Below are 25,582 nucleotides of genomic sequence, written 5' to 3' on the forward strand. Positions count from 1 at the left end.
TTGCACTGTTTTGAAAATGAATTTACCGGAGTCTTTACCCGTGTCGAAAGCTATTGAACATTATCAACATTTACATCTCATCCCTGAACTGGGTTTTACCGAATTTAAAACATCGGCTTATATCGCGCAGGCGCTTGAAGATGCGGGGTTTAACGTCACGCGTCATGTGAACGGCACCACAGGAATTATCGCTGAAATCGACAGCGGCAAGCCCGGTCCGGTCATGGCGCTGCGTGCCGATATGGATGCACTCGGCCATATCATTGATGGCGAGCTGGTGGCGCGCCATACCTGCGGCCACGATGGTCACTCCTCTGTCGTGCTCGCAGCGGCGCAGGAAATCATGAAAGAAGGCATGGTTAAAAAAGGCCGCCTGAAAATTTTGTTTCAGCCCGCTGAAGAGCTGGGCACCGGCGCCCTGGCCATGGTGGAAGGGGGCGCCATTGATGATGTGGATATGCTGCTGGGGTTCCATGTGCGGCCACTTGAAGAGTGCCCGATGGGGCAGGCGGTGCCCGCAATGTATTACTCTGCCTGTGCGACGGTGGAGGCGATTATCACCGGTGTTCCTTCTCACGCGGCGCGCCCGCACCTGGGCATTAACGCGCTGGATGCCGCCGTGGCGGCGGTTCAGGCAGTGAATACTATTCATCTGGCACCGAGCCTGACATACAGCGTGAAAGCCACCCGTTTCCTGTGCGATGCGGGTGTGACCAATTCTGTGCCAGCGGAAGCCCGCGTGTGCTGGGATTTGCGTTCGCAGCACAATGAACCGATGGATGAACTGAAAGCAAAGGTGATTCGTGCGATTGAGCACAGCGTGGCGGCGCTGGGTGCCACCGCGGAAATTCATGTGATGAAAGAGATGCCTGCGGCAGAAGTCGACAGTGACGTGACCGCGATTATCGCGGAATCTGTTACAGAAGTTTTAGGTGCAGAGGGCCTGACTGAACCGAAATTTACACCGGGCAGTGAAGATTTCTTCCACTATTCACGCCAGCGTCCGGCCATTAAAACCGGGTTCTGGGGACTGGGCGCGAATCTCACGCCCGGGCTGCATCATCCTGATATGCGCTTTGATCTCGACGCTTTGGACATTGGTGTCAGGGTGTTTAAAGGCTGCGTGAAAAGAGTGCTGGGATAAGCATTACGGCGCGTCATTGTTTAAAAACATGCCCGGCTTTTGTCGGGCATTGCCTTACATTCCCTCCAGCGGCAGCACATCCAGCGGTTTCACTTCCCTGAGCACAAACGAGGTTTGCATCTCTTTGATGCCCGGCAGACGACGCACCACTTCCATCGCGAAACTGGAAAAACTGTCGAGATCTTTAGCGACCACCTGCAACAGAAAATCCGCATCACCGGCAATCGCGTAACAGGCAATCACCGAAGGCAGCGCCCCCACTTCCTGCTCGAAACGTTGCGCATCTTCCTCGCTGTGACTGTCGATTTTCACCCGGATAAATGCCAGCAACCCCAGCCCGATTTTTTTCCTGTCGATGTTCGCCTGATAACCGGTGATTATGCCGCTGTCTTCCAGCTGTTTCATGCGCCGCCAGCAGGGAGAAGCGGCCATGCCCACTTTTTCCGCCAGCTCCTGATTGGTCATTCTGCCCGAACCCTGAAGTTGTTTGAGAATGCGAAGGTCTGCCGGTGAAATTTCAGATATGGACATAATCTGCCTTTTAAATGTGATTTAAAGAAAGAGATAACCAGATTAGGGCATTTTACGGCGGGAAAAGAAAGCACCTTTCAGCGGCCAGGCGCTATCATTTTTGTCATCAATAATGATGAAAAGGGCGCAAAAATGGCAGATAAACTGCGGGTGGCAATTATTCTCAATCCCGAACTTCCGCCGGGATTACTGGCGAACACGGCAGGCGTAATTGGCATCGGATTAGCGGCAAAATTCCCGATGCTGGCGGGCAGTTCGCTGACTGACGCAAAGGGTGTCACGACCGATACTATCTCTAAAACTCCGCTGCCCATTCTGCAGGCCACGCCCGATCACATTAAGGCGCTGATGTTTAAAGCACTGGACGCAGCAGGCGAGCGCGGCGTGGTGCCGTTCCCGGCATTTGCGCGCACGATGCATCAGTTTGAGCAATACGAAATGACGTTCCCGTTGCGGGATTTATACGATGAAGTGATCGACGGTGTCGGGCTGGTGGGGCCGGAAAAGTGGATTAAATCGCTGACGGGAAACCTGAAATTATTGCGCTAATGTGTTGAAGATACAGATATAAAAAAGACCGAATACAGGGATGGTATTCGGTCTGAGTTTTGCGCTAATCCGTATTCAGCTCGTCGCTTTCAGTTGCGGATAGCGTTTGAAAATCGTCAGACACCAGACGAACGCAATGCAGCCGATCAGGCCACCGGCGTAGCCGATGTTGCTCATTTCCAGATGCAAACTCACCTGATTACCGATCAGCGCGCCGGCACCGATACCGATGTTATAAATACCGGAAAGCAGCGCCATTGACACGTCGGTGGCGTCGGTCGCCAGCGCCAGCACGCGCACCTGCATTGCCAGGCCGATAATCATCATCGCCAGTCCCCAGATAATACACAGCACTGAAATCGCGACCGGATTCATCACCGCCGCAAACAACAGGAGCATGCTAAGCGTGACCAGCAGGATCGGGCCGCTGAGCATGGCTGCCGGGAAACGGTTGCCAAGTAAACTGAACGCAATGCTGCCGAGAATACCCGCGCCGCCGAAAATCAGCAGCAGGAAAGTGGTGAAGTTTTCACCCATGTTGGCAACACTCTGGATAAACGGTTCGATATAACTGTATGCCGTATAGTGAGCGGTCACTATCAGCGCAGTCAGGAGATACATACCGACCAGCGCCGGACGGCGGAACAACATCGGCACGCTTTTCAGTGAGCCGGTATGTTCACTTGGCAGCGGCGGCAGCAGTTTAATCAGACAAATCAGTGTCATCAGCGCAACGATGCCGATGCTCATAAAGGTGGTTCGCCAGCCAAGATACTGACCGATAAGACGACCCAGCGGCAAGCCGAGCACCATTGCCAGTGCGGTGCCGGTCGCTAACATACTGAGTGCCTGTGTTTTTTTACCGGCCGGTGCCACACGGATCGCCAGTGAGGCGGTGATCGACCAGAAAATGGCGTGGGCGAGGGCGATACCGACGCGCGAGGCCACCAGACTCCAGAAATCCCAGGCGACGACAGATAACGCATGGCTGGCGATAAACAGGCAAAAGATGATGATCAGCAGGCGCTTTCGTTCAACGTTGCGGGTCAGCAGCATCAGCGGCAGAGACATCAGCGCGACGACCCACGCGTAAATGGTCAGCATCAGGCCAACCTGTGCTGTCTGCATATTAAAACTGGCGGCGATGTCGGAGAGTAATCCGACGGGCACAAATTCAGTGGTATTGAAGATGAATGCGGCAATAGCCATCATCACAACGCGAAGCCATGCTGTCCTGCGCGAAACGGTATCTGATTGCATTGAAATTTATGACTTATAAGAAGATGTTGAAATCAGGCATCTGTCTGCCAGATGCCTGTTGAACGCATAGTGTGTTTTATTTGTTCGAAAAATGAAACAGAAAATTGGCCTATCAGATAAATCTTCAGGCGACAATTTTAGTGATGGTAACTGTGATGTTCCTCACGCATTGTCGTGAGGATTGATCAGGGAAGTCAGTACGTGATCCTGCCAGCAACCGGCAATTTTCAGATATGATTTCGCATACCCTTCGCGTTCAAAGCCCAGACGCAGTAGTACGCGCTCACTTTTATGATTGTCCGGAATATAGCTGGCCATAATGCGGTGCAGACCCTGCTCGCGAAACAGGTAATCAATGGCGGTTGTCAGCGACCGATGCATCAGTCCTTTTCCCTGCTGGTTTTCCGCGACCGAATATCCCAGATGACAGGCCTGAAAAGGACCGCGGGCGATGCCGGTAAAATTGCAGGCACCGAGCATGTCACCGGTTTCACGGCTGATGATGCCAAACTGGAATGCCGTACCGCAGGCCGCTTCATCAAAAGCATTGCTCAGACGGACCCGCAGGGTTTCAGGCGCGTAAAAGTTCGCTGGCCGCAAAGGCTCCCACGGCGCGAGATGCGTGGCGTTATCGCGAAAATAAGCATGAACGACAGCCGTGTCTTCCGGCCCCAAAATTTTAAGGTAAAAATCAGCGTTCGTGACGGCGAGTTCCATGGTGGTCCCTTAAAGCCTGTAGCGGAGAGGGCGGTAAGTGTAGAGGATTCATCAGGAATTGGAATGCCAGCACCAGTGCCACGGTTCATAAATGAATCCCCAGGGATTGTTCAGCGGGAATGACATCACAAAACCGAATCCGGCGGCGTGGCTTTGCAGCCACTGAAAAGCTTCTGTTTCACCAAAAACGCCGGTCACTTCGTCGCAGCCCGGCGTATTGATATCCACGGCGCAGCCGGTGTGATGCTCGCTGCATCCGGGCGGCGCCAGCGAGGTAAAGAAATCTTCCGGGGCGATGCCTGCCAGTTGTTTGGCGCGGATTAAATCAGCCTGATAATTCAGGCTGCGGTAGGCGGAAACCAGATAAATCCCCACGCCGTCAGTAGCCGCCTGCTGTCTCATGGTATGCCAGGCGGCAGAGGCGGGGGCGGTCAGACGGTATATTTTACCGCTTTCGGCATCCGTTTCCGCCTCCACCAGTAAGTGCTCACTTACTTCCTCAAAATACGGCAGCGTACGATGTGCGATAACCGCCGGGTCGATATGCAGTTCCCGCAGTATCTGTTCCGTTTGCGATTTCAGTGCCGCCGGGTTCATGCCGGTTCGTCTCCCGCACGGCCGATCACATCATTCATGGCTTCCGTCATCGCCTTACCTGCTGAGCGCATCGACTGCTGATAGCGCGAAGCGGCAACAACAAATGCATTAAGAAGCTGAGTATCCTGCGCATGTTGCTGATATTCAGGGTGCCATTGCACACCAAGACAGAAATCATAGCCTTCACATTCAATGCCTTCGATCACGCCGTCGGGTGCGTAAGCATTGACGATACAGCCGGGGCCGACGGATTTCACTGCCTGATGGTGTGAGCTGTTCACGACGTAATGGTCACGATCTACGCAGCGGCTGAGCAGTGAACCTTCAACAATTTCTACCGGGTGACGCGCGCGTTTTTTGCCGCCCGCGTTTTCGGTGTCAACAGTCGTGCTGTGCTCCAGGGCATCGGGCAGCGCATCGGGAATATGCTGATGCAGCGTGCCGCCGGTTAATACGGCAAGCAGTTGCTGGCCGCCGCAAATCCCGAGCAGCGGCATATTGCGCTGCATGGCACCTTTAACAATGGCTTTTTCAAATTCGGTGCGGGCGGGTTTCAGGCGAACCTGATCACTGGTTTGTTGCTCATTAAACAGTTCAGGCGGTACATCAAACGCCCCGCCGGTCACGACAATGCCGTCACACAGCGCCAGATATTCATCGGCCAGCGCCGCGTGATGTGGCAACGCCAGCGGCACCGCACCCAGTTCCGCCAGGCTGTTCATATAGTTCTGACGTAAGGCGTACCAGGGATAATCGGCATAACCACCGGCTTCCTCGCTGTCGAGCGTTACCCCAATGACCGGTCTGGATTGAAATTTTGTCTGCATTCGCCTGAGTCCCTGCATGGAAATGAAAAACAATCAGAAATTTCACCATATCAAGCCGTGGTCGGCGCAAACAATATAAATTATCTATAGGTCATATTTTCAGGATTTAGCTCTGGTTTTCTCACCTGTTCGGGTGGGATCTCAGTGCATTTTCCGCACTAACTCCGCGTTTTCCTGACAAAATTCCGGTCTTCGTTGACACTTCCTGATGCTTTTTTGTTGCGGTCTTCAATATTCATTCTCATTTAGTGATTAACATTAGATGCCTCGAAAGGATAAATTAGCGGGTATAATTCATCCTGCTGATAGAAATAGAAATTCTTAATTGCTAACGAAATCTTTACGTTGTCCTAAAAACAGACACCCGCACTTTTCGGGGATAATGGTTTTTTGACTGATATTGAAAATCTCTGGTTGAAGGTCATTTTTCAGCTGTTTTCTCCTCATTAATACTGCGAAACCAAGAAATTTATGCTGCCGACTGCCTCGTCTCGTTCCAAAAAACGCACATTCGTGTGGGTTATTGTCGCCATTATCGTTGCCGCGATCCTGGTCTGGTTTTTTGCTTTCCACCAAAGTGCCTCTGATCCCTCTGCCCATAAAAAACCGGGCCGTGGCGGCATGCGCGCAATGCGCGGCCAGATGATGGCAGGAATGGCAACGCCGGTGCAGGCAGGAAAGGCCGCACAGGCCGATGTGCCGGTGTATCTGCGTGCGCTGGGCACGGTGGTGGCGAACGCGACGGTGACGGTGACCAGCCGTGTCGATGGTCAGCTGATGAAGGTGTATTTCACCGAAGGGCAGAAAGTGGAGCAGGGTCAGTTGCTGGCGCAGATTGATCCGCGCAGTTATCAGGCCACGCTGGAACAGTATCAGGGCGATTTAGCGCAGAATCAGGCGCTGTCGAAAAGTGCTGAACTGACGCTGGCGCGTTACCGCAAACTGTATGCACAGGATTCCCTGGCACGTCAGGATCTGGAAAGCCAGATTGCGACCGCCGGTCAGTACGCGGGAGCAGTGAAAGCCGATCTGGCGCAAATCGCCGCCGCTAAGCTGAACCTTGAGTACGCTAAAATCACCGCGCCGGTCAGCGGCCACGTCGGCCTGCGTCTGGTGGATCCGGGCAACATGGTCACCAGCAGTTCGACCACCGGCATCGTCACCATTACCCAGACTCAGCCGATTGCCGTGACCTTCAGCGTGCCGCAAAGCAATTTGCAAACCCTGCTCAAAGCCCTGCGCGGCGGCAATCAGTTGCCAACCACGGCTTTTGACCAGAGCGGCAGCGAAGTGCTCGGACAGGGCAAACTGCAATTTATCAGCAACGAAATTGACACCAGTACCGGCAGTATCAAGCTGAAAGCGTTGTTTGATAATGACGATGAAAAACTCTATCCGAATCAGTTTGTGAATGCCCGTCTGCAGGTCGCGACGCTGAAAGATGCCACGGTGATCCCGGCGGCGGCATTGCAGCTGAGCAGCGACGGCGACTTTGTGTATGTGGTGAAAGCCGACAGCACCATTGAGCGTCGCAGCGTGAAGTCCGGCCCGGATTTTGGTGATGACCAGGTGGCGATTTTGTCCGGTGTGAAGCCGGGCGAGCAGGTGGTCACCACCGGTATTGACCGTCTGAACAACGGCACCAAAGTCGAGATTGTCACACCGAATTCCGGCGAGGCTGCAGCAGCAGGTGGCTCTTCCAAAGAGCGTCAGCAGAGCGGCGGTGTGGATAAAGCCACCACCGGCGCGGATAAAACGGCCGTCGCGCCTGATGCACCCCCAACTACAGCCGGTAAAGACAGCGGGTCTAAATGAATCCTTCACGCCTCTTTATACTCCGGCCGGTCGCGACCATTCTGCTGATGGTCGCCGTGTTGTTGTCGGGGATTTTCGCCTACAACATGCTCTCGACCTCGGCGCTGCCGCAGGTCGATTACCCGACCATTCAGGTGACCACGCTGTATCCGGGCGCCAGTCCGGACGTGATGGCGTCGGGTATTACCGCGCCGCTTGAGCGTCAGCTCGGGCAGATGGCGGGGCTGAGCCAGATGTATTCCACCAGCGCCAGCGGCTCCTCCATTATTACGCTGAAATTCTCGCTGGATTTGTCCCTTGATGTGGCTGAGCAGGAAGTGCAGGCGGCGATCAATGCCGCTGACAGCCTGCTGCCCAGCGATTTACCCAATCCGCCGACTTACAAGAAGGTGAACCCGGCGGATGCCGCAGTGCTGACATTAGCCGCGACCTCTGAATCCCTGCCGCTGACCAAAGTGCAGGATCTGGTGAATACCCGCGTGGCGTTGAAACTGTCGCAGATTTCCGGCGTCGGTATGGTCACGCTGGCGGGCGGGCATCAGCCTGCGATCCGCGTGCAGGTGGATCCGCGCAAACTGGCGGCGCATAACCTCAGCATGGAAACCATCAACACGCTGATCGGCAACAGTAACGTCAACGGTTCCAAGGGGGGCTTTGACGGGCCGCATCACTCGATCACCATCGATGCCAATGACCAGCTGCGCACTGCCGCTGAATACGGCAACCTGATTGTTAATTATGAAAACGGGGCGGCGCTGCGTTTGCGCGACGTCGCGACGCTCTCCGAAGCAGCGGAAAATCAGTACCTTTCTGCGTGGGCGAACAAACAACCGGCGATCATTATCAGCGTTCAGCGTCAGCCGGGCGCCAACGTGATTCAGGTGGTGGATGCCATCAAAGCACAACTGCCGAAATTGCAGGAAGCGCTACCGGAGTCGGTCAAAATCAGCGTGATTTCTGACCGTACCCAGACTATCCGTGCCTCGATCAGCGACGTTCAGTTCGAGCTGTTGCTGTCGATTGCGCTGGTGGTGATGGTCACCTTCCTGTTCCTGCGAAATGTCGCGGCGACGCTGATCCCAAGCGTGGCCGTGCCGCTCTCGCTGGTTGGCACCTTTGGTGTGATGTACCTGTGCGGTTTCAGTCTTAACAACCTCTCGCTGATGGCGCTGACCATCGCCACCGGTTTTGTTATCGATGACGCCATCGTGGTGGTCGAAAACATTTCACGACGCCTGGAAGAGGGCGAAACACCGATGCAGGCGGCGCTGAAAGGTTCGCAGCAGATCGGATTCACCATTATTTCCCTGACCTTCTCGCTGATTGCGGTACTGATCCCGCTGCTGTTTATGGGCGATGTGGTCGGGCGTCTGTTCCGCGAATTCGCCATTACCCTGGCCGTGTCGATTCTGGTGTCGATGGTGGTGTCGCTGACCCTGACACCGATGTTGTGCGCCTATTTGCTGCGTCACACCCCGGAAGAAAAACAGAGCAAGTTTTACCGTAAAGGCGGTGAGTTTTTTGACAAAATGATCGCCGGTTACGATCGTATGCTGGTCGTGGTACTGAACCATCAGAAGCTCACGCTGCTGGTCGCTGCCGCGACGTTAGTCTTCACCGCGTTGCTGTACGTGATTGTGCCAAAAGGTTTCTTCCCGTCGCAGGATACCGGCATGATCCAGGGGATCACCCAGGCCTCGCAGGATGTCTCCTTCAGCGAGATGGGGCGTCGTCAGCAATTACTGACCGCCGCTATCCTCAATGATCCGGATGTGGAAAGCGTTTCCTCTACCATCGGCGTGGACGGTAATAACACCAGTCTGAACAGCGGACGTTTGCAGATCAGCCTGAAATCCTTTGATGAACGCAGCGAACGTGCACCGGCGATCATTGAACGCCTGAAGCAGGAGACTGCAGGCGTGCCGGGCATTGAGCTTTATATGCAGGCTTCGCAGGATCTGACGGTGGACGATCAGGTCACGCCAAGCCAGTACCAGTTCACACTGGATGATGCCGACAGCGAAAATCTGGTGCAATGGACACCGAAGCTGATTGAGAAACTCAGTGCATTGCCGGAGTTCAGCGAAGTGGTCAGCAACCTGCAAAATCAGGGGCAGATCGCCTATGTGGAGCTCGATCGCGACGCTGCCGCACGCTACGGTATTACGGCGTCTGACGTCGATACCGCGCTGTACAACGCTTTCGGCCAGCGGCTGGTTTCCACCATCTTTACCCAGGCGAACCAGTACCGCGTCGTGCTGGAAGTGGCCCCGCAGTTCCAGCAGTCACCGGCTTCTTTTGACGATGTCTATCTGGCGACCAACAACAGCACCTCAACATCCGGCACGGTGGCGACCACCACCAGCACCACGTCTTCTTCGACATCGGACAGCGGCACCTCGACCACCACCACCAATGCCGGGGCGACCAATGGCATGGTCAAACTGACGTCGATTGCCAAAATCCACATGCGCACCGGCGCATTGTTGCAGGCGCGCCTCAATCAGTTCCCGGCAGTCACCGTCTCCTTTAACCTCAAAGACGGTTATTCGCTGGAGCAGGCGCAGCAGGCGATCAAAACCACGGTGGCTGATATCGCCATGCCGGACAGCATCACTTTGCGCTATCAGGGTGCGGCGGCGTCATTTGAAAGTGCCACCGGCAACACGCTGTGGCTGATCCTCGCCGCACTGCTGACCATGTATGTCGTGCTCGGTATTCTGTACGAAAGCTTTATCCATCCGGTGACCATTCTTTCCACGCTGCCGTCGGCGGCGGTCGGTGCGTTGCTGTCGCTGATCTTTGCCGGTACGGAATTCGGTCTGATCGCACTGATCGGGGTGATCCTGTTGATCGGCATCGTGAAAAAGAACGCCATTATGATGATCGACTTTGCACTGGATGCGGAAAACAAACAGGGATTATCGCCGCGTGAGGCGATTCACCAGGCGTGTTTACTGCGTTTTCGTCCGATCATGATGACCACCATGGCCGCGCTGCTCGGGGCGTTGCCGCTGATGCTGGCGAGCGGATCCGGCGCGGAACTGCGTCAGCCGCTGGGGCTGGTGATCGTCGGCGGTCTGATCTTCAGTCAGGTTCTGACGCTGTTCTCCACGCCGGTGATCTACCTGATGTTTGACCGGCTTTCTCACCGCCTTAATCCACGTCACCGGCGTGCAGCGAAGCAGGCGGAATAAATGAACATTTCGCGTTTCTTCATCTTCCGCCCGGTCGCGACATTGCTGCTGACCATGGCGATACTCCTGCTGGGTTTGCTCGGGTATCGCCTGCTGCCGGTGGCACCGCTGCCGCAGGTCGATTTTCCGACCATTCTGGTCAGTGCCAGTCTGCCGGGTGCCAGCCCTGAAACCATGGCGGCGACGGTGGCGACGCCGCTGGAAAGGGCGCTCGGGCAAATCGCCGGTGTGACGGAAATGACCTCGCGCAGTTCGCAGAGTTCGACCAGCGTCATTTTGCAATTCGATCTCGATCGCGACATCAACGGCGCGGCGCGTGACGTTCAGGCGGCGATTAACGCCTCCCGTGCGTTACTGCCCAGCAGCATGCCGTCGCTGCCGACATACCGCAAAGCCAACCCGTCGGATGCGCCGATCATCATGCTGGCGCTGACCTCGGCCACGCGCAGTAAAGGTGAGTTGTACGATATTGCCTCAAGCCAGTTGCAACAGAAAATCGCACAGGTTAACGGCGTCGGGCAGGTTTCTCTGGTGGGGTCCGCGCTGCCGGGTGTGCGTATTGATTTACGCCCTGAAGCTGTCACCTCTTACGGGATTTCCCTCGACACCATTCGTGCTGCGATTGCCGACAGCACCAGCAACCTGCCGAAAGGCTTACTGCAAGGGTCGGATCAGTCGTGGATGATTGAAGGCAACGGCCAGCAAAGTACCGCCGCGCAGTACAAAACGCTGATTGTCACCTACATCAACGGTTCGGCCATCCGCCTCAGCGATATCGCCAATGTGTATGATTCCGTCGAAGACAAATACAACGTCGGGTATTACAACAGCACGCCGTCGGTGATGATTGGTGTAACGCGCCAGGCTGGCGCGAACATGCTGGAAACCATTCAGGCGATCAAAGCCGCGCTGCCGCTGATGAAAGAAAGTCTGCCGGGCGATGTGCAACTGAACCTGGCTCTGGATCGTTCGCCTAACGTTTCCGCTTCCCTGCGTGATACGGAAATGACCCTGATGGAAGCCACGCTGCTGGTGATCGCGGTGGTCTTTGTGTTCCTGCGTAACTGGAATGCTGTGCTGATCCCCGCCGTGGCGCTACCGGTGTCACTGATCGGGACCTGCGCGGTGATGTATCTGCTTGGCTACAGTCTGGATAACCTCTCGATGATGGCGCTGATCATCTCCACCGGTTTCGTGGTCGATGATGCCATTGTGGTGCTGGAGAACATTACGCGGCATATCGAAGAGGGAATGGGACCGGTGCGGGCGGCGCTGAAAGGCGCACAGGAAGTCAGCTTCACCGTGCTGTCGATGACGCTGTCGCTGATCGCCGTTTTCATTCCGATCCTGCTGATGGGCAGTATTGTCGGGCGCCTGTTCCGCGAATTTGCGGTGACGCTCAGTGTCTCGCTGATCATCTCGATGCTGGTGTCACTGAGCCTCACGCCGATGCTGTGCGCACGTTTCCTCAAACGTAAACCGCCGGTGGAAAAACGTCAGCCGCGCATCTACCGCATGATCGAGCATGGCCTTAACAAACTGCTGGCGGCCTATTCTGCCGCGCTCGGCTGGGTTATGCGCCATCAGCTGATCACGCTGATCGGGTTGTTCCTCACCGTGATACTCAATTTCTATCTTTATACCGTGGTGGAAAAAGGTTTCTTCCCGGATCAGGACACCGGCATGCTGATGGGCATGTTGCGTGCGGATCAGAACACGTCGTTTCAGTCGATCCAGCCGCAGGTGCTGAAATACAGCAAGATCATTCAGGACGATCCGGCGGTAGAAGCGGTGATGAGTTCGGCGGGCAGCGGCGGCTTTGGTTCACGTAACACCGCCACCTTCTTCGTGCGTCTGAAAGATTTCGACAAACGTACCGCGACCGCCAATCAGGTGGCGAACCGTCTGATGATGGCGACCGGCAAGGAGCCGGGCGCGCAGTTGTTCCTGATGGCGGCGCAGGATCTGCATATCGGCGGGCGCAGCGCCAACGCGCAGTATCAGTACAGTCTGCAATCTGACGATCTTTCGGTGCTGCGGGAATGGGCACCGAAGGTGCAGAAAGCGCTGGCGAAACTGCCGCAACTGACCGGTGTGGATTCCGATGCACAAACCGGCGGTCAGGAGGTCATGCTCAATATCGACCGGGATCGTGCCACGCAACTGGGCGTCAACGTGAAGATGATTGACACGTTGCTCAACAATTCTTTCAGCCAGCGGCAGGTTGCCACGATCTATAAAACGCTGAACCAGTATCACGTGGTCATGAACCTGACGTCTGACTACACCAGCAATCCGGATGTGCTGCATCAGCTGTATGTCGTGACCGATTCTGGTAATCAGGTGCCGTTGTCGGCGTTTGCCACCTTCAGCGGCGCCAACGCACCGCTGTCGGTATCCCATCAGGGGCAGACAGCAACCACGACTATCGCGTTCAACCTCGCCGACGGCTATGCGCTGGAAGATGCGCAGGCTGCGCTGAAAACCGCCATGGCACAAATCGGCTTGCCGGATACCGTTCATGGCAGTTATGCGGGAACGGCGCAGGCGTTTGAAGCGCTGGCCAGTTCCATGCCGTGGCTGATCCTGGCCGCGCTGGCGGCGGTATATATCGTGCTCGGCGTATTGTACGAAAGTTATATTCACCCGCTGACCATTCTTTCCACGCTGCCTTCTGCCGGTCTGGGGGCGCTGTTGCTGATGCTGATGACCAATACGCAACTGACGGTGATCGCGCTGATCGGGATCCTGCTGCTGATCGGCATCGTCAAAAAGAATGCGATCATGATGATCGACTTCGCGCTTGACGCCGAACGGCGGCTGGGTCTGACGCCACAACAGGCGATCACTCAGGCCTGTCTGATGCGATTCCGTCCGATCCTGATGACCACGCTGGCGGCGTTCTTTGGTGCCCTGCCTCTGGCGATGGGCAGCGGGGGGGACGCGGATCTGCGCAGTCCGCTGGGTCTGGCGATTGCCGGCGGGCTGGCGCTGAGCCAGATCCTGACGTTATTCACCACGCCGGTGGTTTACCTGTATATGGATCGCACCAGCCGCGCGACGCATCGTCTGTGGCAACGTCTGCGTCCTCACGCGACGCCGCCGGAGGCCAGTTCTCATGACTGATCACACTGAAACTCATTACCCTGAAGCGAATCTGATGACTCTGCAAAAAACACGTTCAATGGTGTTCCGTCTTGCTCCGCTGGCGCTGGCCTTACTGGTCAGCGCCTGTGCCGTCGGCCCTGATTACAAACGGCCGGATGTGACTATGCCAACGGCATTTAAAGAAGCCAAAGGCTGGACGGCCGCGATCCCGAAAGATAATCAGGCCAAAGGCGACTGGTGGGCGGTGTATCAGGATCCTGAGCTGTCGTCCCTGCTGACACAGGTGCAGATTTCCAACCAGAACGTTGCCCAGTACGCCGCGCAGTACCGCGAAGCCCAGGCACTGGTGACGCAGGCGCGTTCTGATTTGTATCCTTCCGTGGATGCCACCGTCGGCAGCACGCGCAGTGGCACCTCAACCTCCACCAGCAACAGCCAGTCCGCACAATTGAGTGCAAGCTGGGAACTGGACTTGTGGGGCAAACTGCGCCGCACGGCAGAAGAACAGGATGCCAGCGCGCAGGCCAGCAAGGCCGATCTGGCCGATGCGACGCTCAGCGCGCAATCCGAACTGGCGCAGGATTATTTCCAGTTGCGGGTGATGGATCAGCAAATCGCGTTGTATAAGCAAAGTATTGACGCCTATCAGCGTTATCTGACCGTGATTGAGAACCAGTATGCCGGTGGCAGTACCTCGCGTGGCACACTGGCGCAGGCACAGACTCAGCTGGAAAGTACCAAAGCGTCGGCGCTGGATTTGCAATGGCAGCGCGCCCAGCTTGAGCACGCTATCGCCGTACTGATCGGCAAACCACCGGCCCAGTTCAGCCTCGCCGCCCGCGACGTAAAACTGAACCTGCCTGCGATGCCGGATGCGATTCCGTCGCAACTGCTGCAGCGTCGTCCTGATATCGCCGCTGCTGAGCGCACCATGGCCTCTGCCAATGCGGCAGTCGGTGTCGCCACTGCTGCGTATTATCCCGATCTGACCTTAAGTGCCAGCGGCGGTTTTGCCAGCTCGGCCTTCCATAACCTGTTCTCGTTGCCAAACCGCGTCTGGTCTTTAGGCCCGGAACTCAGCCAGACGGTACTGGATTTCGGTTCCACCCGTGGCAAAGTGGCACAAGCCGAAGCCGCGTATGACGCCGACGTCGCCAGTTATCGCCAGAGCGTGTTAACCGCGATGCAGGAAGTGGAAGATTATCTGGTTGAACTGCACACGCTGGACAGCGAACTGGTCGCCCGTCAGAACGCCGCCGATTCCGCCAAAGAATCCGCCCGCGTGACCTACAACCAGTATCAGGCGGGGATGATCGACTATCTCGACGTCGCGACCACCGAAAATACCAGCCTGACCCAGCAACAAAGCGTCCTGTCACTGCTCAGCACCCAGATGGTCACCAGCGTTAAGCTGATCGCCGCACTGGGCGGGGGATGGAACGGGGATGTGGGTAAGTAAGAGAGTTTGAATGAAAGGGCTGGAAACAGCCCTTTCAGCGGGGTGCCAGAAGGACAGTTACACCATATATTCCGCGCTGGATTGACCGGGAGATGTCTCGATAGTTATTTGCCAGCGGTCGATGTTGATCTGATCATAATCGGGAAGCTGACGCAGCTCTTCGGGGGCTTTTACGCTGATGGCGAAACCAAAATCGACCTTCTCACTCATTATTCTTCCTTAAGATCCATCAGATGAGTATTCCTGCCAACACGGCGCAAATCCCTGATTACCGTGGAGGGTATCGCTTGTTTCAGTGGTGATGGCGTTTCGACGGTTGCATCGAGAATATCCAAAATGCTGCGGTGAGTATGCGTCAGTTCGATAGTGCCCCAGGGCGTCGGGTCGTCATGAAGGCCAGTCGGTCGACCAGTATCTGCGAAATGATGCCATATGCCGATAATGCAGATTCCAGACTGACGTAGTTGTATTCCCCGCTGTCAATGCATGCGCGGGATCCTCAGGGAATATTTTCTACAGATCACGCAACAAAAACGCCGACTTCTGCCGGCGTTTCCTTTTACTCAAAAAATCTTCACAGCCAATAATGAATAATTAGCAGGTGTGACGGCGGGCGAAAATGCGTGAATATTAAAATATTGGAATGATGGCCGCAGCAATGGTGTGAGAAAAATATTATCACCGCATTTGCAGATACTCTCAGTACGGCTCCTCCCCTGCGAAGCGGGAGGTTGGGTGGGGGTATTAAAGACAACTCGGTGTGACATGTTCAACGATTCAAAACAGAAAGAATTACGCAAGGATCTGCGGGGAAATCTTACTTATCCAGAGTTTGTTTTATGGCAGGCGATCCGGTGTAAAGCGCTGGGTGTTAAATTTCGCCGTCAGCATGGGATCGGGCGCTATATCGTCGATTTTTACGCCGGAGAGGTGAGGCTGGTGGTTGAGCTGGATGGTGAAAGTCATTTCAGTGAGAAAGGGATGGCAGCGGATAAAACCAGAACGGACTTTCTGTGTGATTCAGGAATGAAAGTTATCCGTTTTACGAATCTTCAGGTTATGCAGGAATTACCTGAAGTTCTTGAGCATTTGCGATGCGAAATTGTACGACGGAAGACAATGTTAACCTTCTGATTTTATTTGTAATACCCCCTCCCAGCCTCCCCCTTCGCAGGGGGAGGAGTTAAAAGCTCGGTCGGCTCCCTCCCCTGCGAAGGGGAGGGCTGGGGTGGGGTATTAATGGTTACTCGGTGAAAAAATTCCCACCAAAATAATTTTTATCAGTATTTAGCTCAGTTAACTCATCAATATTACATTTCATCTTATCTATCAATGACCTGATCACTATTCATCTGGTTTTATCCCGTTTTGGGATAATTTTTCTCCCGGTTTACTCTTCCTGTGTAGACGTTTTATTTACTCATAACTCAGGAAAGGATCCTCCATGAACAAAGCACAGAATCATACCGACTGGCATCAGGCAGACATCATTGCGGCATTGCGTAAACGGGGTACGACGCTGGCAGCGGTATCGCGCAGTGTGGGATTGAGTTCTTCGACGCTATCAAATGCGCTGTCGCGGTCATGGCCGAAAGGGGAGAAGGTGATTGCACAGGCGCTGGATGTGCATCCGAGCGTGATCTGGCCGAGCCGTTATTTTGATGCGCGGGGAGAGCTGGTAGTGAAAGTCATTCGGAATTCAGCTAAATCCTGAGTGATGATGAGCTTTTTTGGAAGCTTTGCCGCAGCGATGAAAGTACAGAGTTGCTGATAAAACAGTAATCTATATTCTGCACACTGCTCTGTAAGTGAATACATTTTGTTCAGTGGCTACATGAGGGCTACAATGTAGCTACACGACAAAATTGATCCGGAGGTTTTATGACTGACACTGTTGTCAGAGCTCGAGTAACTTCAGCGTCAAAGGCTGCTGCAATGGCAAACGCAAAGGCAATGGGGTTGGATCTTTCGACAATCATTCGAATGGTTGTAAATAGGTTGGCTGTGAATGCTGAGCTACCCGTCGATTTGTTGCAGCCTAATGCAAAAACACTTCAGGCCATTCGTGATATGGAAAATGGAATTGGTGTTGAAAGTGTCGCAACGATTGAGGAGTTGAAGCACGATCTGGGATGGTGATATGTGCTAAGGATTGTTTATCAGACAAGATTTAAAAAGGATGCGAAAAAATACAACAACGACAAACGAGCGCAGGGAGCTATTCTGGAGACATTATCCTTGTTGCAGACGGGTGAACCTTTACCTATTCGATATTGTGAACACCGGCTTTCAGGTGGTTATGCGGGATATATGGAATGCCATGGTGCGCCAGATCTTTTACTCATTTATCAGAGAAATGACGAAGAATTAAAATTGTACCGGGTAGGGAGTCATTCTGAATTATTCTGATATCAGATGAACCCTGCGAAAAACGCCGACTTCAGCCGGCGTTTCCATTCACTCAAAAATCACTCCTTCCAGCCACCGCCCAGCGCTTTATACAAACTGATGTCCTGATTCAGTTGGGCAAGTTGTGTGGTGATCAGCGTTTGCTGAGCAGAATACAGGGAGCGCTGCGCGACCAGTACGCTCAGGTAGTTATCGACACCGCCTTTGAAGCGCATCTGCGAGAGATCGTAGTTGCGCTGATTGGCGTCGGCGTCCTGCTGGCGCGCCAGCAGTTCATCTTTGTAGGTCGCCTGACCGGCTAAGCCGTCGGAGACTTCTTTGAACGCCGTCTGAATCGCTTTCTCATAGTTGGCGATATCAATTTTCTTGGTGTCTTTAGCGATGTCGAGATTGGCCTGATTCACGCCGCCGTCGAAGATCGGGATATTAACTGATGGCATAAATGACCAGGCACCGGTGCCGCCGTCGAACAGTTTACTCAGGCTACCGCTTTCTGTGCCTGCCGTGCCGGTCAGCGTAATGCTTGGGAAGAACGCTGCACGCGCCGCGCCGATATTGGCATTAGCCGCTTTCAGCGTATGTTCAGCGGAAATAATATCCGGACGACGGGTCAGCAGATCAGAGGGCAAACCGGCCGGTGTCTGCGGGAATTTCCAGTCCTGTTGCAGGGTGGCGTTCGCCAGCAAACTCTGTGGAATGGTGGTGCCGACCAGCAGTGTCAGTGCATTGACGTCCTGACGTACCTGACGTGTGTACTGGGCGATGTCGGCCTGCGCCGCGCGCACCGTGGTTTCGGCCTGCACCAGATCCTGTGAAGTGTCGATGCCGGAATCGTAGCTGCGTTTGGTGAGTTCGTAAGATTTTTTCTGACTGTCGGCGGTGCTGATCGCCAGTTTTAGCAGATCGTTATCCGCCGCCAGACTCAGATAGCCGGAAGCGACTTCAGCCACCAGCGAAATTTGCGTGGCGCGCTGTGTAGCTTCTGTCGCCAGATAAGTTTCCAGCCCCTGATCGCGCAGGCTGCGTAAGCGGCCAAACAGGTCAACCTCATAAGACGTTACGCCCAGATTCGCGCTGTATTGCTGATACGTCACCGGTCCGCTGGTTTGTGTTGAATACAATCCGCCCGGCAGATGCTGGTTGGTTTCACCGGCGCTGGCGTCGAGTGTCGGCAGCAGCGCGGCGCGGTCAATCTGGAAGGTAGCGCGGGCGGTATCGACGTTTAATGCCGCGACCCGAAGGTCGCGGTTGTTAGCCAGGGACATGCCAATCAGCTGCTTCATCGCCGGTTGATTGAAGAAGGCTTTCCAGCCGATATCCTGCGCAGCACCGGTTTTGGCGCCGTCCCAGTTGCTGGCAACCGGCAGCGCAGGGCGCTGATAATCCGGCTCCATCGTACAGCCGGCCAGCAGGGTGAGTGAAAACGCGCCGATAAGCGACAGCGCGAAATGCGGTTTATTCATGGTGTGTTGCCTCTGGTGCAGGAAGCGCCTTATCGTGTTTTTTCGATTTGCGGGTGAACAGGTTCACAACCGTGACATAGAACATCGGCACGAAGAAGATCGCCAGGAAGGTGGCCGTGAGCATGCCGCCGACCACCGCCGTCCCGATGGAATGCTGGCTGCCCGCGCCCGCGCCGCTGGAAATGGTCAGCGGGAATACGCCGAGGACGAAGGCCATTGAGGTCATGATGATCGGCCGGATACGCAGCTTGGCCGCTTCGATGGCCGCTTGTGCCACCGACATCCCTTCGTTCTCATGCAGCTCCTTGGCGAACTCAACAATCAATATGGCGTTCTTCGCCGCCAGCCCGACGGTCGTCAGCAGGCCAACCTGGAAGAAGACATCATTCGACAACCCGCGCAGCAACACAGCACCGATGGTGCCTAAAATCCCCAGCGGTACCACCAGCATGACGGAGAACGGAATTGACCAGCTCTCGTACAGCGCCGCCAGACACAGGAACACCACGATCATCGACAGACTGTAAAGCGCCGGTGTTTGTGAGCCGGAAAGCTTCTCTTCGTAGCTCAGGCCGTGCCATGCCACTTTGTAACCCGGTGGCAGTTTGGCCGCGATTTCCATCACCGCCTCGTTGGCATCGCCCGAGCTGTAGCCCGGTGCCGGTGAACCCATCAGTTCGACGGAAGACACGCCGTTGAAACGTTCATAACGCGGTGAGCCGTACACCCATTTGCCGCTGCCGAAGGCGCTCCACGGCACCATATCGCCGCTGGAATTACGGAAATACCAGTTGTTCAGATCTTCAGGCGTGACGCGGGAAGCCGCCTTGCCCTGGATGTAAACACGCTTCACGCGGTCGTTGTACATGAACTGGTTCACATACGCTGAACCCCAGGCCGCTGACAAGGTGTTGTTGATGTCGTCGAGGCTCAGACCCAGCGCCTGCGCCCGTTCATCGTCAATTTCCAGCTGATATTGCGGTTCATCTTCCATCCCGTTCGGGCGCACAGCCATCAGGCGTTTGTCCTGTGACGCCATTTGCAGGAACTGGTTACGCGCGGCCATCAGGGCTTCATGCCCCTTGCCGTTGGTGTCTTGCAGGAAGAAGTCGAAGCCGGTGGCATTACCCAGTTCCATAACGGCTGGCGGAACGAAAGCAAATACGCGGGCATCTTTGATGGTGGCGAAATGCGCCATCGCACGACCGGCCAGCGCCTGAACTTTTTGCGCAGCGGCCGGGCGGTCGGCCCAGGTTTTCAACTGCACGAAGGCAATCCCGACGTTCTGGCCTCGTCCGGCGAAGCTGAAGCCATTGGCGGTAAACACCGAAGAAACGATGCCGCTTTCCTGCGTCATCAGATATTCCCGGACGTTATCCAGCACCTGCTGGGTTCGTTCTGCCGAGGCGTTGGCGGGCAACGTCGCCTGAACAAACATCACGGCCTGATCTTCATCCGGCAGGAAGGTGGTCGGCACGCGGGTGAACATAAAGCCGGTGGCGATCACGATCAGCAGGTAGATGCCCATAAACAGACGGCGGCGTGAGATGACCGTGCCGACGGCGCGGGTGTAGCGCATCGCGCCTTTGTCGAAGTTACGGTTAAACCAGCCCGCGAAGCCTTTCTGCGATTTTTCCTCGTCGTTGTGTTTGATGATGGTGGCGCACAGCGCCGGGGTGAAAATCAGCGCCATCAGCACCGAAAGCGCCATCGCGGATACGATGGTGATCGAGAACTGACGGTAGATGATCCCGGTTGAGCCACCGAAGAACGCCATCGGCACCAGTACGGCAGACAGCACCAGCGCGATACCAAACAGCGCGCCCTGGATCTGTTTCATCGATTTGATGGTGGCGTCTTTCGGCGAGAGCTTTTCTTCCGTCATCACACGTTCGACGTTTTCCACCACCACGATGGCATCATCCACCAGCAGGCCTATCGCCAGCACCATCCCGAACATGGTCAGGGTGTTAATGGAATACCCCGCTGCCGCCAGAATACCGAAGGTACCGAGCAGAACCACCGGCACCACCAGCGTGGTGACCAGTGTTGCGCGCAGGTTTTGCAGGAACAGCAACATCACGCAGAACACCAGCACGATGGCTTCGATCAGCGTTTTCACCACTTCCTCAATCGATGCGCTGACCACCGGCGCGGTCTGGTACGGGAACTCGACTTTCACGCCAGCCGGCAGAGAATCTTCCAGCCCGGCGATGGTTTCTCTTACTGCTCTGTCGGTGTCCAGTACGTTCGCGCCGCTTGCCAGACGCAGGGCGATAGCGGTAGAGGGCCTGCCGTTAAACGTGGAGGAGATGGAATAACTTTCCGGCCCCAGATCCACGTTGCCGACATCACTGAGACGCACCTGAGAACCGTCGGCGTTCACTTTCAGCAGCACGTTTTTGAACTGATGAATGCTGTCGAAACGGGTTTTACCAATGATCGTGGCGCTGAGTTTGCTGTCTTTGACCGTCGGCAGGCCGCCGAGGGAACCGGACGACACCTGTACGTTTTGCGCTTCAATCGCCGCGCTGACATCACTTGGGACCAGCTGATATTTATACAGTTTTGCCGGGTCGAGCCAGATACGCATCGCGTATTCTGAACCGAGCAGCAGGAAGTCGCCGACGCCTTTGGTACGCACGATCGGGTCTTCCAGTTTGGTCACCAGCAGGTTACTCAGATCCGAGTTACTCATTTTACCGTCGGTCGAAATCAGGCTGACCAGCAGCATGAAGTTGGCCTGATATTTGGCAATACGGATCCCCTGATTGACCACTTCGGTCGGCAGTTGCGATTCGGCCAGCGACACTTTGTTCTGTACCTGAACCTGCGCGATATCCGGGTTAGTACCCTGATCAAAGGTGGCAATGATTGTGGCACTGCCGTCGCTGTTACTTTGCGATTCGATATAGCGCAGGTTATCCAGCCCGTTCAGTTGCTGTTCAATGACCTGAACTACGGTGTTCTGGGCGGTTTCCGCAGACGCACCCGGATAGGTGACGCTGACGGAAATCGCCGGAGGCGCGATATTCGGGTACTGGCTGATCGGCAGTTTCATGATCGACAGCGCACCGGCGAGCATGATGACGATGGCGACAACCCAGGCGAATATGGGGCGGTTAATAAAGAAAGTAGACATTCAGCTCACCTATTGCGCGGAAGGATCGGTCATCGCGAGATTAGCCTGTTCGGCAGGGGCACTGGCTTTACGCTCGGTGGCGTTGACTTTGGCACCCGGCCTGACGTTCTGTAATCCGTCGGTGATCACTTTGTCGCCGTCATTCAGACCCTGACTGACTAACCAGTTACCGTTCATCATCTGACCGGTGGTGATGGAACGCTGCTCAACGGTGCTGTCGGCTTTCACTACATACACATAAGGCGCACCTTTGACGTCATGCATGATGGCTTCCTGCGGTACCAGAATACCTTTGTCATCAATGCCTTGTTGTAACTGGGCGTGAACAAACATACCCGGCAGCAGTTCGTCGTGCGGGTTCGGGAAAGAGGCCCGCAGGGTAACGGAACCGGTACTTTGCGACACGGTGACTTCGGAGAATTCCAGCTTGCCCGGCAGGGCGTATTTGCTGCCATCTTCCAGCGTCAGGGTGGCCTGCGCGGCGTTGTCACCGGCGGATTGCAACTTACCGGAAGCCAGCGCGCGACGCAGTTTCAGCAAATCTTGTGAGGATTCATTGACGTCAACATAGATAGGATTGAGCTGATCGATAGTGGTCAGATATGCCGTCTGGCCGCTGGTCACCAGCGCACCTTCGGTATACAGCGAGCGGCCAATATGGCCGGAAATCGGCGCGTACACTTTGGTGTATTGCAGATTGACACGGGCGGTCTCGACATCTGCTGCGGCTTCGCGCTCGGCGGCCACGGCATCATCATATTGCTGACGGCTGACCGCCTGCGCTTCAACCAGCGGTTTATAGCGGCGGGCGGTGGCGTCGGCGCTTTTCCAGGTCGCCATCGCGCGATCGAAAGCGGCCTGATAGGTTGACGGATCAATCTGATAAAGCTGCTGACCGGCTTTGACTTCGCTGCCTTCCACAAACAGACGTTTTTGGATCACGCCGCTCACCTGCGGACGGACTTCCGCGCTGCGAACCGCCGTGGTGCGGCCGGGCAGACTGGTGGTGAGGGCGACGGGCTGGCTGTGCAAAGTAACGATATTCACCGCAGGAGCCTGTGCTGCCGGGGAAGCAGAACTGGCAGAACCATCACATGCGGAAAGCAGTACCACTGTACTGACAGAAAGTAACTTCAGGCGCATAGAATCCACTCTTTTGGGGGAATTGAGAATAACCATTCTCAACAAGTCCTTCACTATACGAGAGCGCCTGATTTCCCGGTGTAAGGATATTGTCATCACCCATGTTTCTATATTTCAAAATATGAGGATAATGTTGCTACATAATCCCTTGTTATTGTAAGGTTTTAATCTTTTCGTGCAGTGGAAAATGGCAGGAAAGTCATTACTTAGTAAACTAATTAATAGGCCATAAGAATAATTATCAGAGGGATGTTCTAAAAGTGAATGAATTGTTAGGTGTTAAAAAAGTGTGATGCATATCAAACAAATTTATACATTTTAACCTGCTCCTTACCTGAAAAGACTAAGGGATTAAGCCCGCAGCCGTTACCTTAAGGGCCGAGAACGAGCAGTTCTCACATTTGCTTGTTGCCAGCCGTTTTGAACAGCGGCCAGTTGCAACCCCCATGCCCACAGTCCGATGTGGGCTTTTTTTTGCCTTTGCACCGCCAGCCAGCTTTCCTCTCGCAAAACTGTGATCCCTTTCATACTCCTGACTGCTATGTCTATACAACTATACATTCTGTGACTTAACTCAATTAACGGTTTATTTTTAGCCAGCGAATTGAGGGAAGACAGATGATAAAACTTGGCAGCAAGGTTCACGATCTGGGGAAAGCCCTGATGACGCCTATCTCGGTGATTGCCGCCGCCGGGATTTTCTTAGGTCTGGCCGCCGCATTGCAGAATCCGGCGGTCACCGGTGAAACCTTTACCCAGATGAAAACATTGCAACTGGTCATCGGCTTTATCCGTCAGGTCTCCGGTGCGCTGTTCGCTAATTTGCCGTTGTTTTTTGCGGTCGCCACGGCAATGGGGCTGGCTAATGCAGAGAAGGCCACGGCGGCGTTTTCCGCCGTGATCGGTTTTGTCGGGCTGCACGTCGGGGTTAATTACAGCCTGCTGGCGCAGGGGATTACGCCGGAAACCATTACGGTCGCCAAACTCACGGCAAAAGGCATGACCGAAAGTGACGCGATGATTTACGCCGCCGAGTTCACCAACACGCTGGGGATTTTCACCTACAACATGAGCGTGCTGGGCGGGGTGCTGGTCGGCCTGATCACCATGTGGCTGCACAACCGTTTCTATACCATCGTGCTGCCGACGGCGATCGCGTTTTTTGGCGGGCGGCGTTTTGTACCAATTGTCACCGTGCTGGTGCTGCCGATCGTCGGTGTGCTGATGTCGCTGATCTGGCCGACGATCGCCCAGGGGATCCAGTGGATCGGCGAGCTTATCGGGCGCACGGGCGAGATCGGCACCTTTATTTATGCCACCTCAGAACGTTTGCTGATCCCGACCGGTTTGCATCACATCATTAATGAAACCGTGCGCTTTACCCCCATCGGCGGTGTCACCACGGTGGATAACCAGAGTATTGTCGGCGCGCTGAATATCTTTAATGCCGCGCTGGCCAATCCGGGCACGATCTCTGATGCGGTCACGCAGCAGGCGACGCGCTTCCTGGCGCAGGGGAAAATCCCGGTGATGATGTTCGGGTTACCGGCGGCGGCGCTGGCGATGTATCACTGCGCGCGGCCGGAACATAAAGGCCGCGTGAAAGCGCTGATGCTGGCGGGCGCACTGGCGTCATTTACCACCGGGATCACTGAACCGCTGGAGTTCTGCTTTATTTTCGTTTCGCCGGTGCTGTATTTCCTGCATGCGGTGCTGACGGGGTTGTCGTTCGTGCTGATGCAAATGCTGCATGTGATGATCGGTAACGTGCAGGGCGGGGCGATCGACTTCCTGATCTTCGGTGTGCTCGGCGGCAGCCGCACGCACTGGTGGTATCCGCTGATCCTCGGCATCATCTACGCGCCACTGTATTACTTCACGTTCCGCTGGGTCATTCTGCGGATGCAGGTAAAAACGCCGGGGCGTGAGGATGAAAATGATGCCGAAGAACGCGCAAAACCGGCGCAGGGCACGGGCGAAAAAACCAAAAATATCATCATCGGACTGGGCGGCGAGGGGAATATTACGGCGGTCGATTGCTGTTTCACCCGCCTGCGCGTGAAGGTCAAAGATATGACTCAGATACAGGATGGCACATTAATGAAAACCGGCGCGATGGGGGTGAAACGCATCACCGAAACGGATGTGCATGTGATCTATGGCCCGCAGGTTGAACAGGTGGCGAATCTGGTGAAGGCGGAGTTGTCGGGCATTGCCTGAC

Annotated in this window: 20 protein-coding genes; 11 read left to right on the forward strand and 9 right to left on the reverse strand. The window is 55.1% G+C overall.

The window, feature by feature from the left end:
- Positions 1–40: 40 nt before the first annotated feature.
- Complete coding sequence (locus LC431_RS21805) at positions 41–1,144, forward strand: amidohydrolase (protein ID WP_013574122.1); 1,104 nt, start codon at positions 41–43, stop codon at positions 1,142–1,144.
- Between the two features lie 54 nt (positions 1,145–1,198).
- On the opposite strand, the gene LC431_RS21810 is transcribed toward LC431_RS21805, so the two are convergent.
- The gene (locus LC431_RS21810) at positions 1,199–1,675 is read right to left on the reverse strand and encodes an Lrp/AsnC family transcriptional regulator (RefSeq protein ID WP_112197510.1); all 477 of its coding nucleotides are present in this window, start codon (positions 1,673–1,675) and stop codon (positions 1,199–1,201) included.
- A gap of 132 nt (positions 1,676–1,807) precedes the next feature.
- Here LC431_RS21810 and LC431_RS21815 point away from each other — a divergent pair, with 132 nt between their 5' ends.
- Positions 1,808–2,224, forward strand: coding sequence for a DUF2000 domain-containing protein (locus LC431_RS21815; RefSeq protein WP_119261274.1), 417 nt, complete (start codon positions 1,808–1,810; stop codon positions 2,222–2,224).
- Between the two features lie 75 nt (positions 2,225–2,299).
- On the opposite strand, the gene LC431_RS21820 is transcribed toward LC431_RS21815, so the two are convergent.
- From LC431_RS21820 to LC431_RS21835, 4 genes are all read right to left on the reverse strand, one after another.
- Positions 2,300–3,484, reverse strand: coding sequence for a sugar transporter (locus LC431_RS21820; protein ID WP_223510328.1), 1,185 nt, complete (start codon positions 3,482–3,484; stop codon positions 2,300–2,302).
- Positions 3,485–3,646: 162 nt separating this feature from the next.
- A complete protein-coding gene (locus LC431_RS21825) occupies positions 3,647–4,201 on the reverse strand; it encodes a GNAT family N-acetyltransferase (protein WP_112152341.1) in 555 nt (184 codons plus the stop codon).
- A 51-nt stretch (positions 4,202–4,252) separates the two neighbouring features.
- On the reverse strand, positions 4,253–4,798 hold the full coding sequence (locus tag LC431_RS21830) for a D-alanyl-D-alanine carboxypeptidase family protein (RefSeq protein WP_015689419.1): 546 nt from the start codon (positions 4,796–4,798) through the stop codon (positions 4,253–4,255).
- On the reverse strand, positions 4,795–5,625 hold the full coding sequence (locus LC431_RS21835; RefSeq protein ID WP_037035205.1) for a gamma-glutamyl-gamma-aminobutyrate hydrolase family protein: 831 nt from the start codon (positions 5,623–5,625) through the stop codon (positions 4,795–4,797). Before LC431_RS21835 ends, LC431_RS21830 begins: the two co-directional genes overlap by 4 nt.
- 471 nt (positions 5,626–6,096) lie before the next feature.
- Here LC431_RS21835 and LC431_RS21840 point away from each other — a divergent pair, with 471 nt between their 5' ends.
- Genes LC431_RS21840 through LC431_RS21855 form a run of 4 tightly spaced genes read left to right on the forward strand, consistent with a single transcriptional unit; the run spans position 6,097 to position 15,204 of the window.
- Positions 6,097–7,440 carry an MdtA/MuxA family multidrug efflux RND transporter periplasmic adaptor subunit gene (locus LC431_RS21840; RefSeq protein WP_112152343.1) on the forward strand — a complete coding sequence of 448 codons (1,344 nt, stop codon included), beginning with the start codon at positions 6,097–6,099 and terminating at the stop codon, positions 7,438–7,440.
- Positions 7,437–10,637, forward strand: coding sequence for an efflux RND transporter permease subunit (locus LC431_RS21845; protein ID WP_223510329.1), 3,201 nt, complete (start codon positions 7,437–7,439; stop codon positions 10,635–10,637). Before LC431_RS21840 ends, LC431_RS21845 begins: the two co-directional genes overlap by 4 nt.
- Positions 10,638–13,763 carry an efflux RND transporter permease subunit gene (locus LC431_RS21850; RefSeq protein WP_121020175.1) on the forward strand — a complete coding sequence of 1,042 codons (3,126 nt, stop codon included), beginning with the start codon at positions 10,638–10,640 and terminating at the stop codon, positions 13,761–13,763. It begins immediately after the preceding gene.
- Entirely contained in the window at positions 13,756–15,204 is a 1,449-nt protein-coding gene (locus LC431_RS21855) for an efflux transporter outer membrane subunit (RefSeq protein ID WP_131638652.1), read from the forward strand. Before LC431_RS21850 ends, LC431_RS21855 begins: the two co-directional genes overlap by 8 nt.
- Positions 15,205–15,261: 57 nt before the next feature.
- Here LC431_RS21855 and LC431_RS21860 read toward each other — a convergent pair whose 3' ends face one another.
- Positions 15,262–15,414 carry a hypothetical protein gene (locus LC431_RS21860; protein ID WP_015689421.1) on the reverse strand — a complete coding sequence of 51 codons (153 nt, stop codon included), beginning with the start codon at positions 15,412–15,414 and terminating at the stop codon, positions 15,262–15,264.
- Positions 15,415–15,969: 555 nt separating this feature from the next.
- Between LC431_RS21860 and LC431_RS21870 the strand changes: the two genes are divergently transcribed.
- The 4 genes from LC431_RS21870 to LC431_RS21885 all read left to right on the forward strand — a co-directional run bounded on the left by LC431_RS21870 (position 15,970) and on the right by LC431_RS21885 (position 17,613).
- Positions 15,970–16,338, forward strand: coding sequence for an endonuclease domain-containing protein (locus LC431_RS21870; RefSeq protein ID WP_223510330.1), 369 nt, complete (start codon positions 15,970–15,972; stop codon positions 16,336–16,338).
- Between the two features lie 310 nt (positions 16,339–16,648).
- Positions 16,649–16,918: a helix-turn-helix transcriptional regulator gene (locus tag LC431_RS21875; RefSeq protein WP_013574134.1), complete on the forward strand. Its 270-nt coding sequence runs from the start codon at positions 16,649–16,651 to the stop codon at positions 16,916–16,918.
- Positions 16,919–17,085: 167 nt separating this feature from the next.
- Positions 17,086–17,343, forward strand: a complete 258-nt coding sequence (locus LC431_RS21880; RefSeq protein ID WP_013574135.1) for a type II toxin-antitoxin system RelB/DinJ family antitoxin — start codon at positions 17,086–17,088, stop codon at positions 17,341–17,343.
- A 3-nt stretch (positions 17,344–17,346) separates the two neighbouring features.
- Complete coding sequence (locus LC431_RS21885) at positions 17,347–17,613, forward strand: type II toxin-antitoxin system YafQ family toxin (RefSeq protein WP_013574136.1); 267 nt, start codon at positions 17,347–17,349, stop codon at positions 17,611–17,613.
- A 59-nt stretch (positions 17,614–17,672) separates the two neighbouring features.
- Here LC431_RS21885 and LC431_RS21890 read toward each other — a convergent pair whose 3' ends face one another.
- Genes LC431_RS21890 through LC431_RS21900 form a run of 3 tightly spaced genes read right to left on the reverse strand, consistent with a single transcriptional unit; the run spans position 17,673 to position 23,361 of the window.
- Positions 17,673–19,076, reverse strand: coding sequence for an efflux transporter outer membrane subunit (locus tag LC431_RS21890; protein WP_013574137.1), 1,404 nt, complete (start codon positions 19,074–19,076; stop codon positions 17,673–17,675).
- Positions 19,069–22,218, reverse strand: a complete 3,150-nt coding sequence (locus LC431_RS21895; protein ID WP_013574138.1) for an efflux RND transporter permease subunit — start codon at positions 22,216–22,218, stop codon at positions 19,069–19,071. Before LC431_RS21895 ends, LC431_RS21890 begins: the two co-directional genes overlap by 8 nt.
- Before the next feature lie 9 nt (positions 22,219–22,227).
- The gene (locus LC431_RS21900; protein ID WP_223510331.1) at positions 22,228–23,361 is read right to left on the reverse strand and encodes an efflux RND transporter periplasmic adaptor subunit; all 1,134 of its coding nucleotides are present in this window, start codon (positions 23,359–23,361) and stop codon (positions 22,228–22,230) included.
- A gap of 618 nt (positions 23,362–23,979) precedes the next feature.
- Here LC431_RS21900 and LC431_RS21905 point away from each other — a divergent pair.
- The gene (locus LC431_RS21905) at positions 23,980–25,581 is read left to right on the forward strand and encodes a PTS transporter subunit EIIC (protein ID WP_013574140.1); all 1,602 of its coding nucleotides are present in this window, start codon (positions 23,980–23,982) and stop codon (positions 25,579–25,581) included.
- Position 25,582: the final 1 nt, after the last annotated feature.

Source organism: Rahnella sp. GSA61A, from assembly GCF_019969905.1.
GTDB lineage: Bacteria > Pseudomonadota > Gammaproteobacteria > Enterobacterales > Enterobacteriaceae > Rahnella > Rahnella aceris.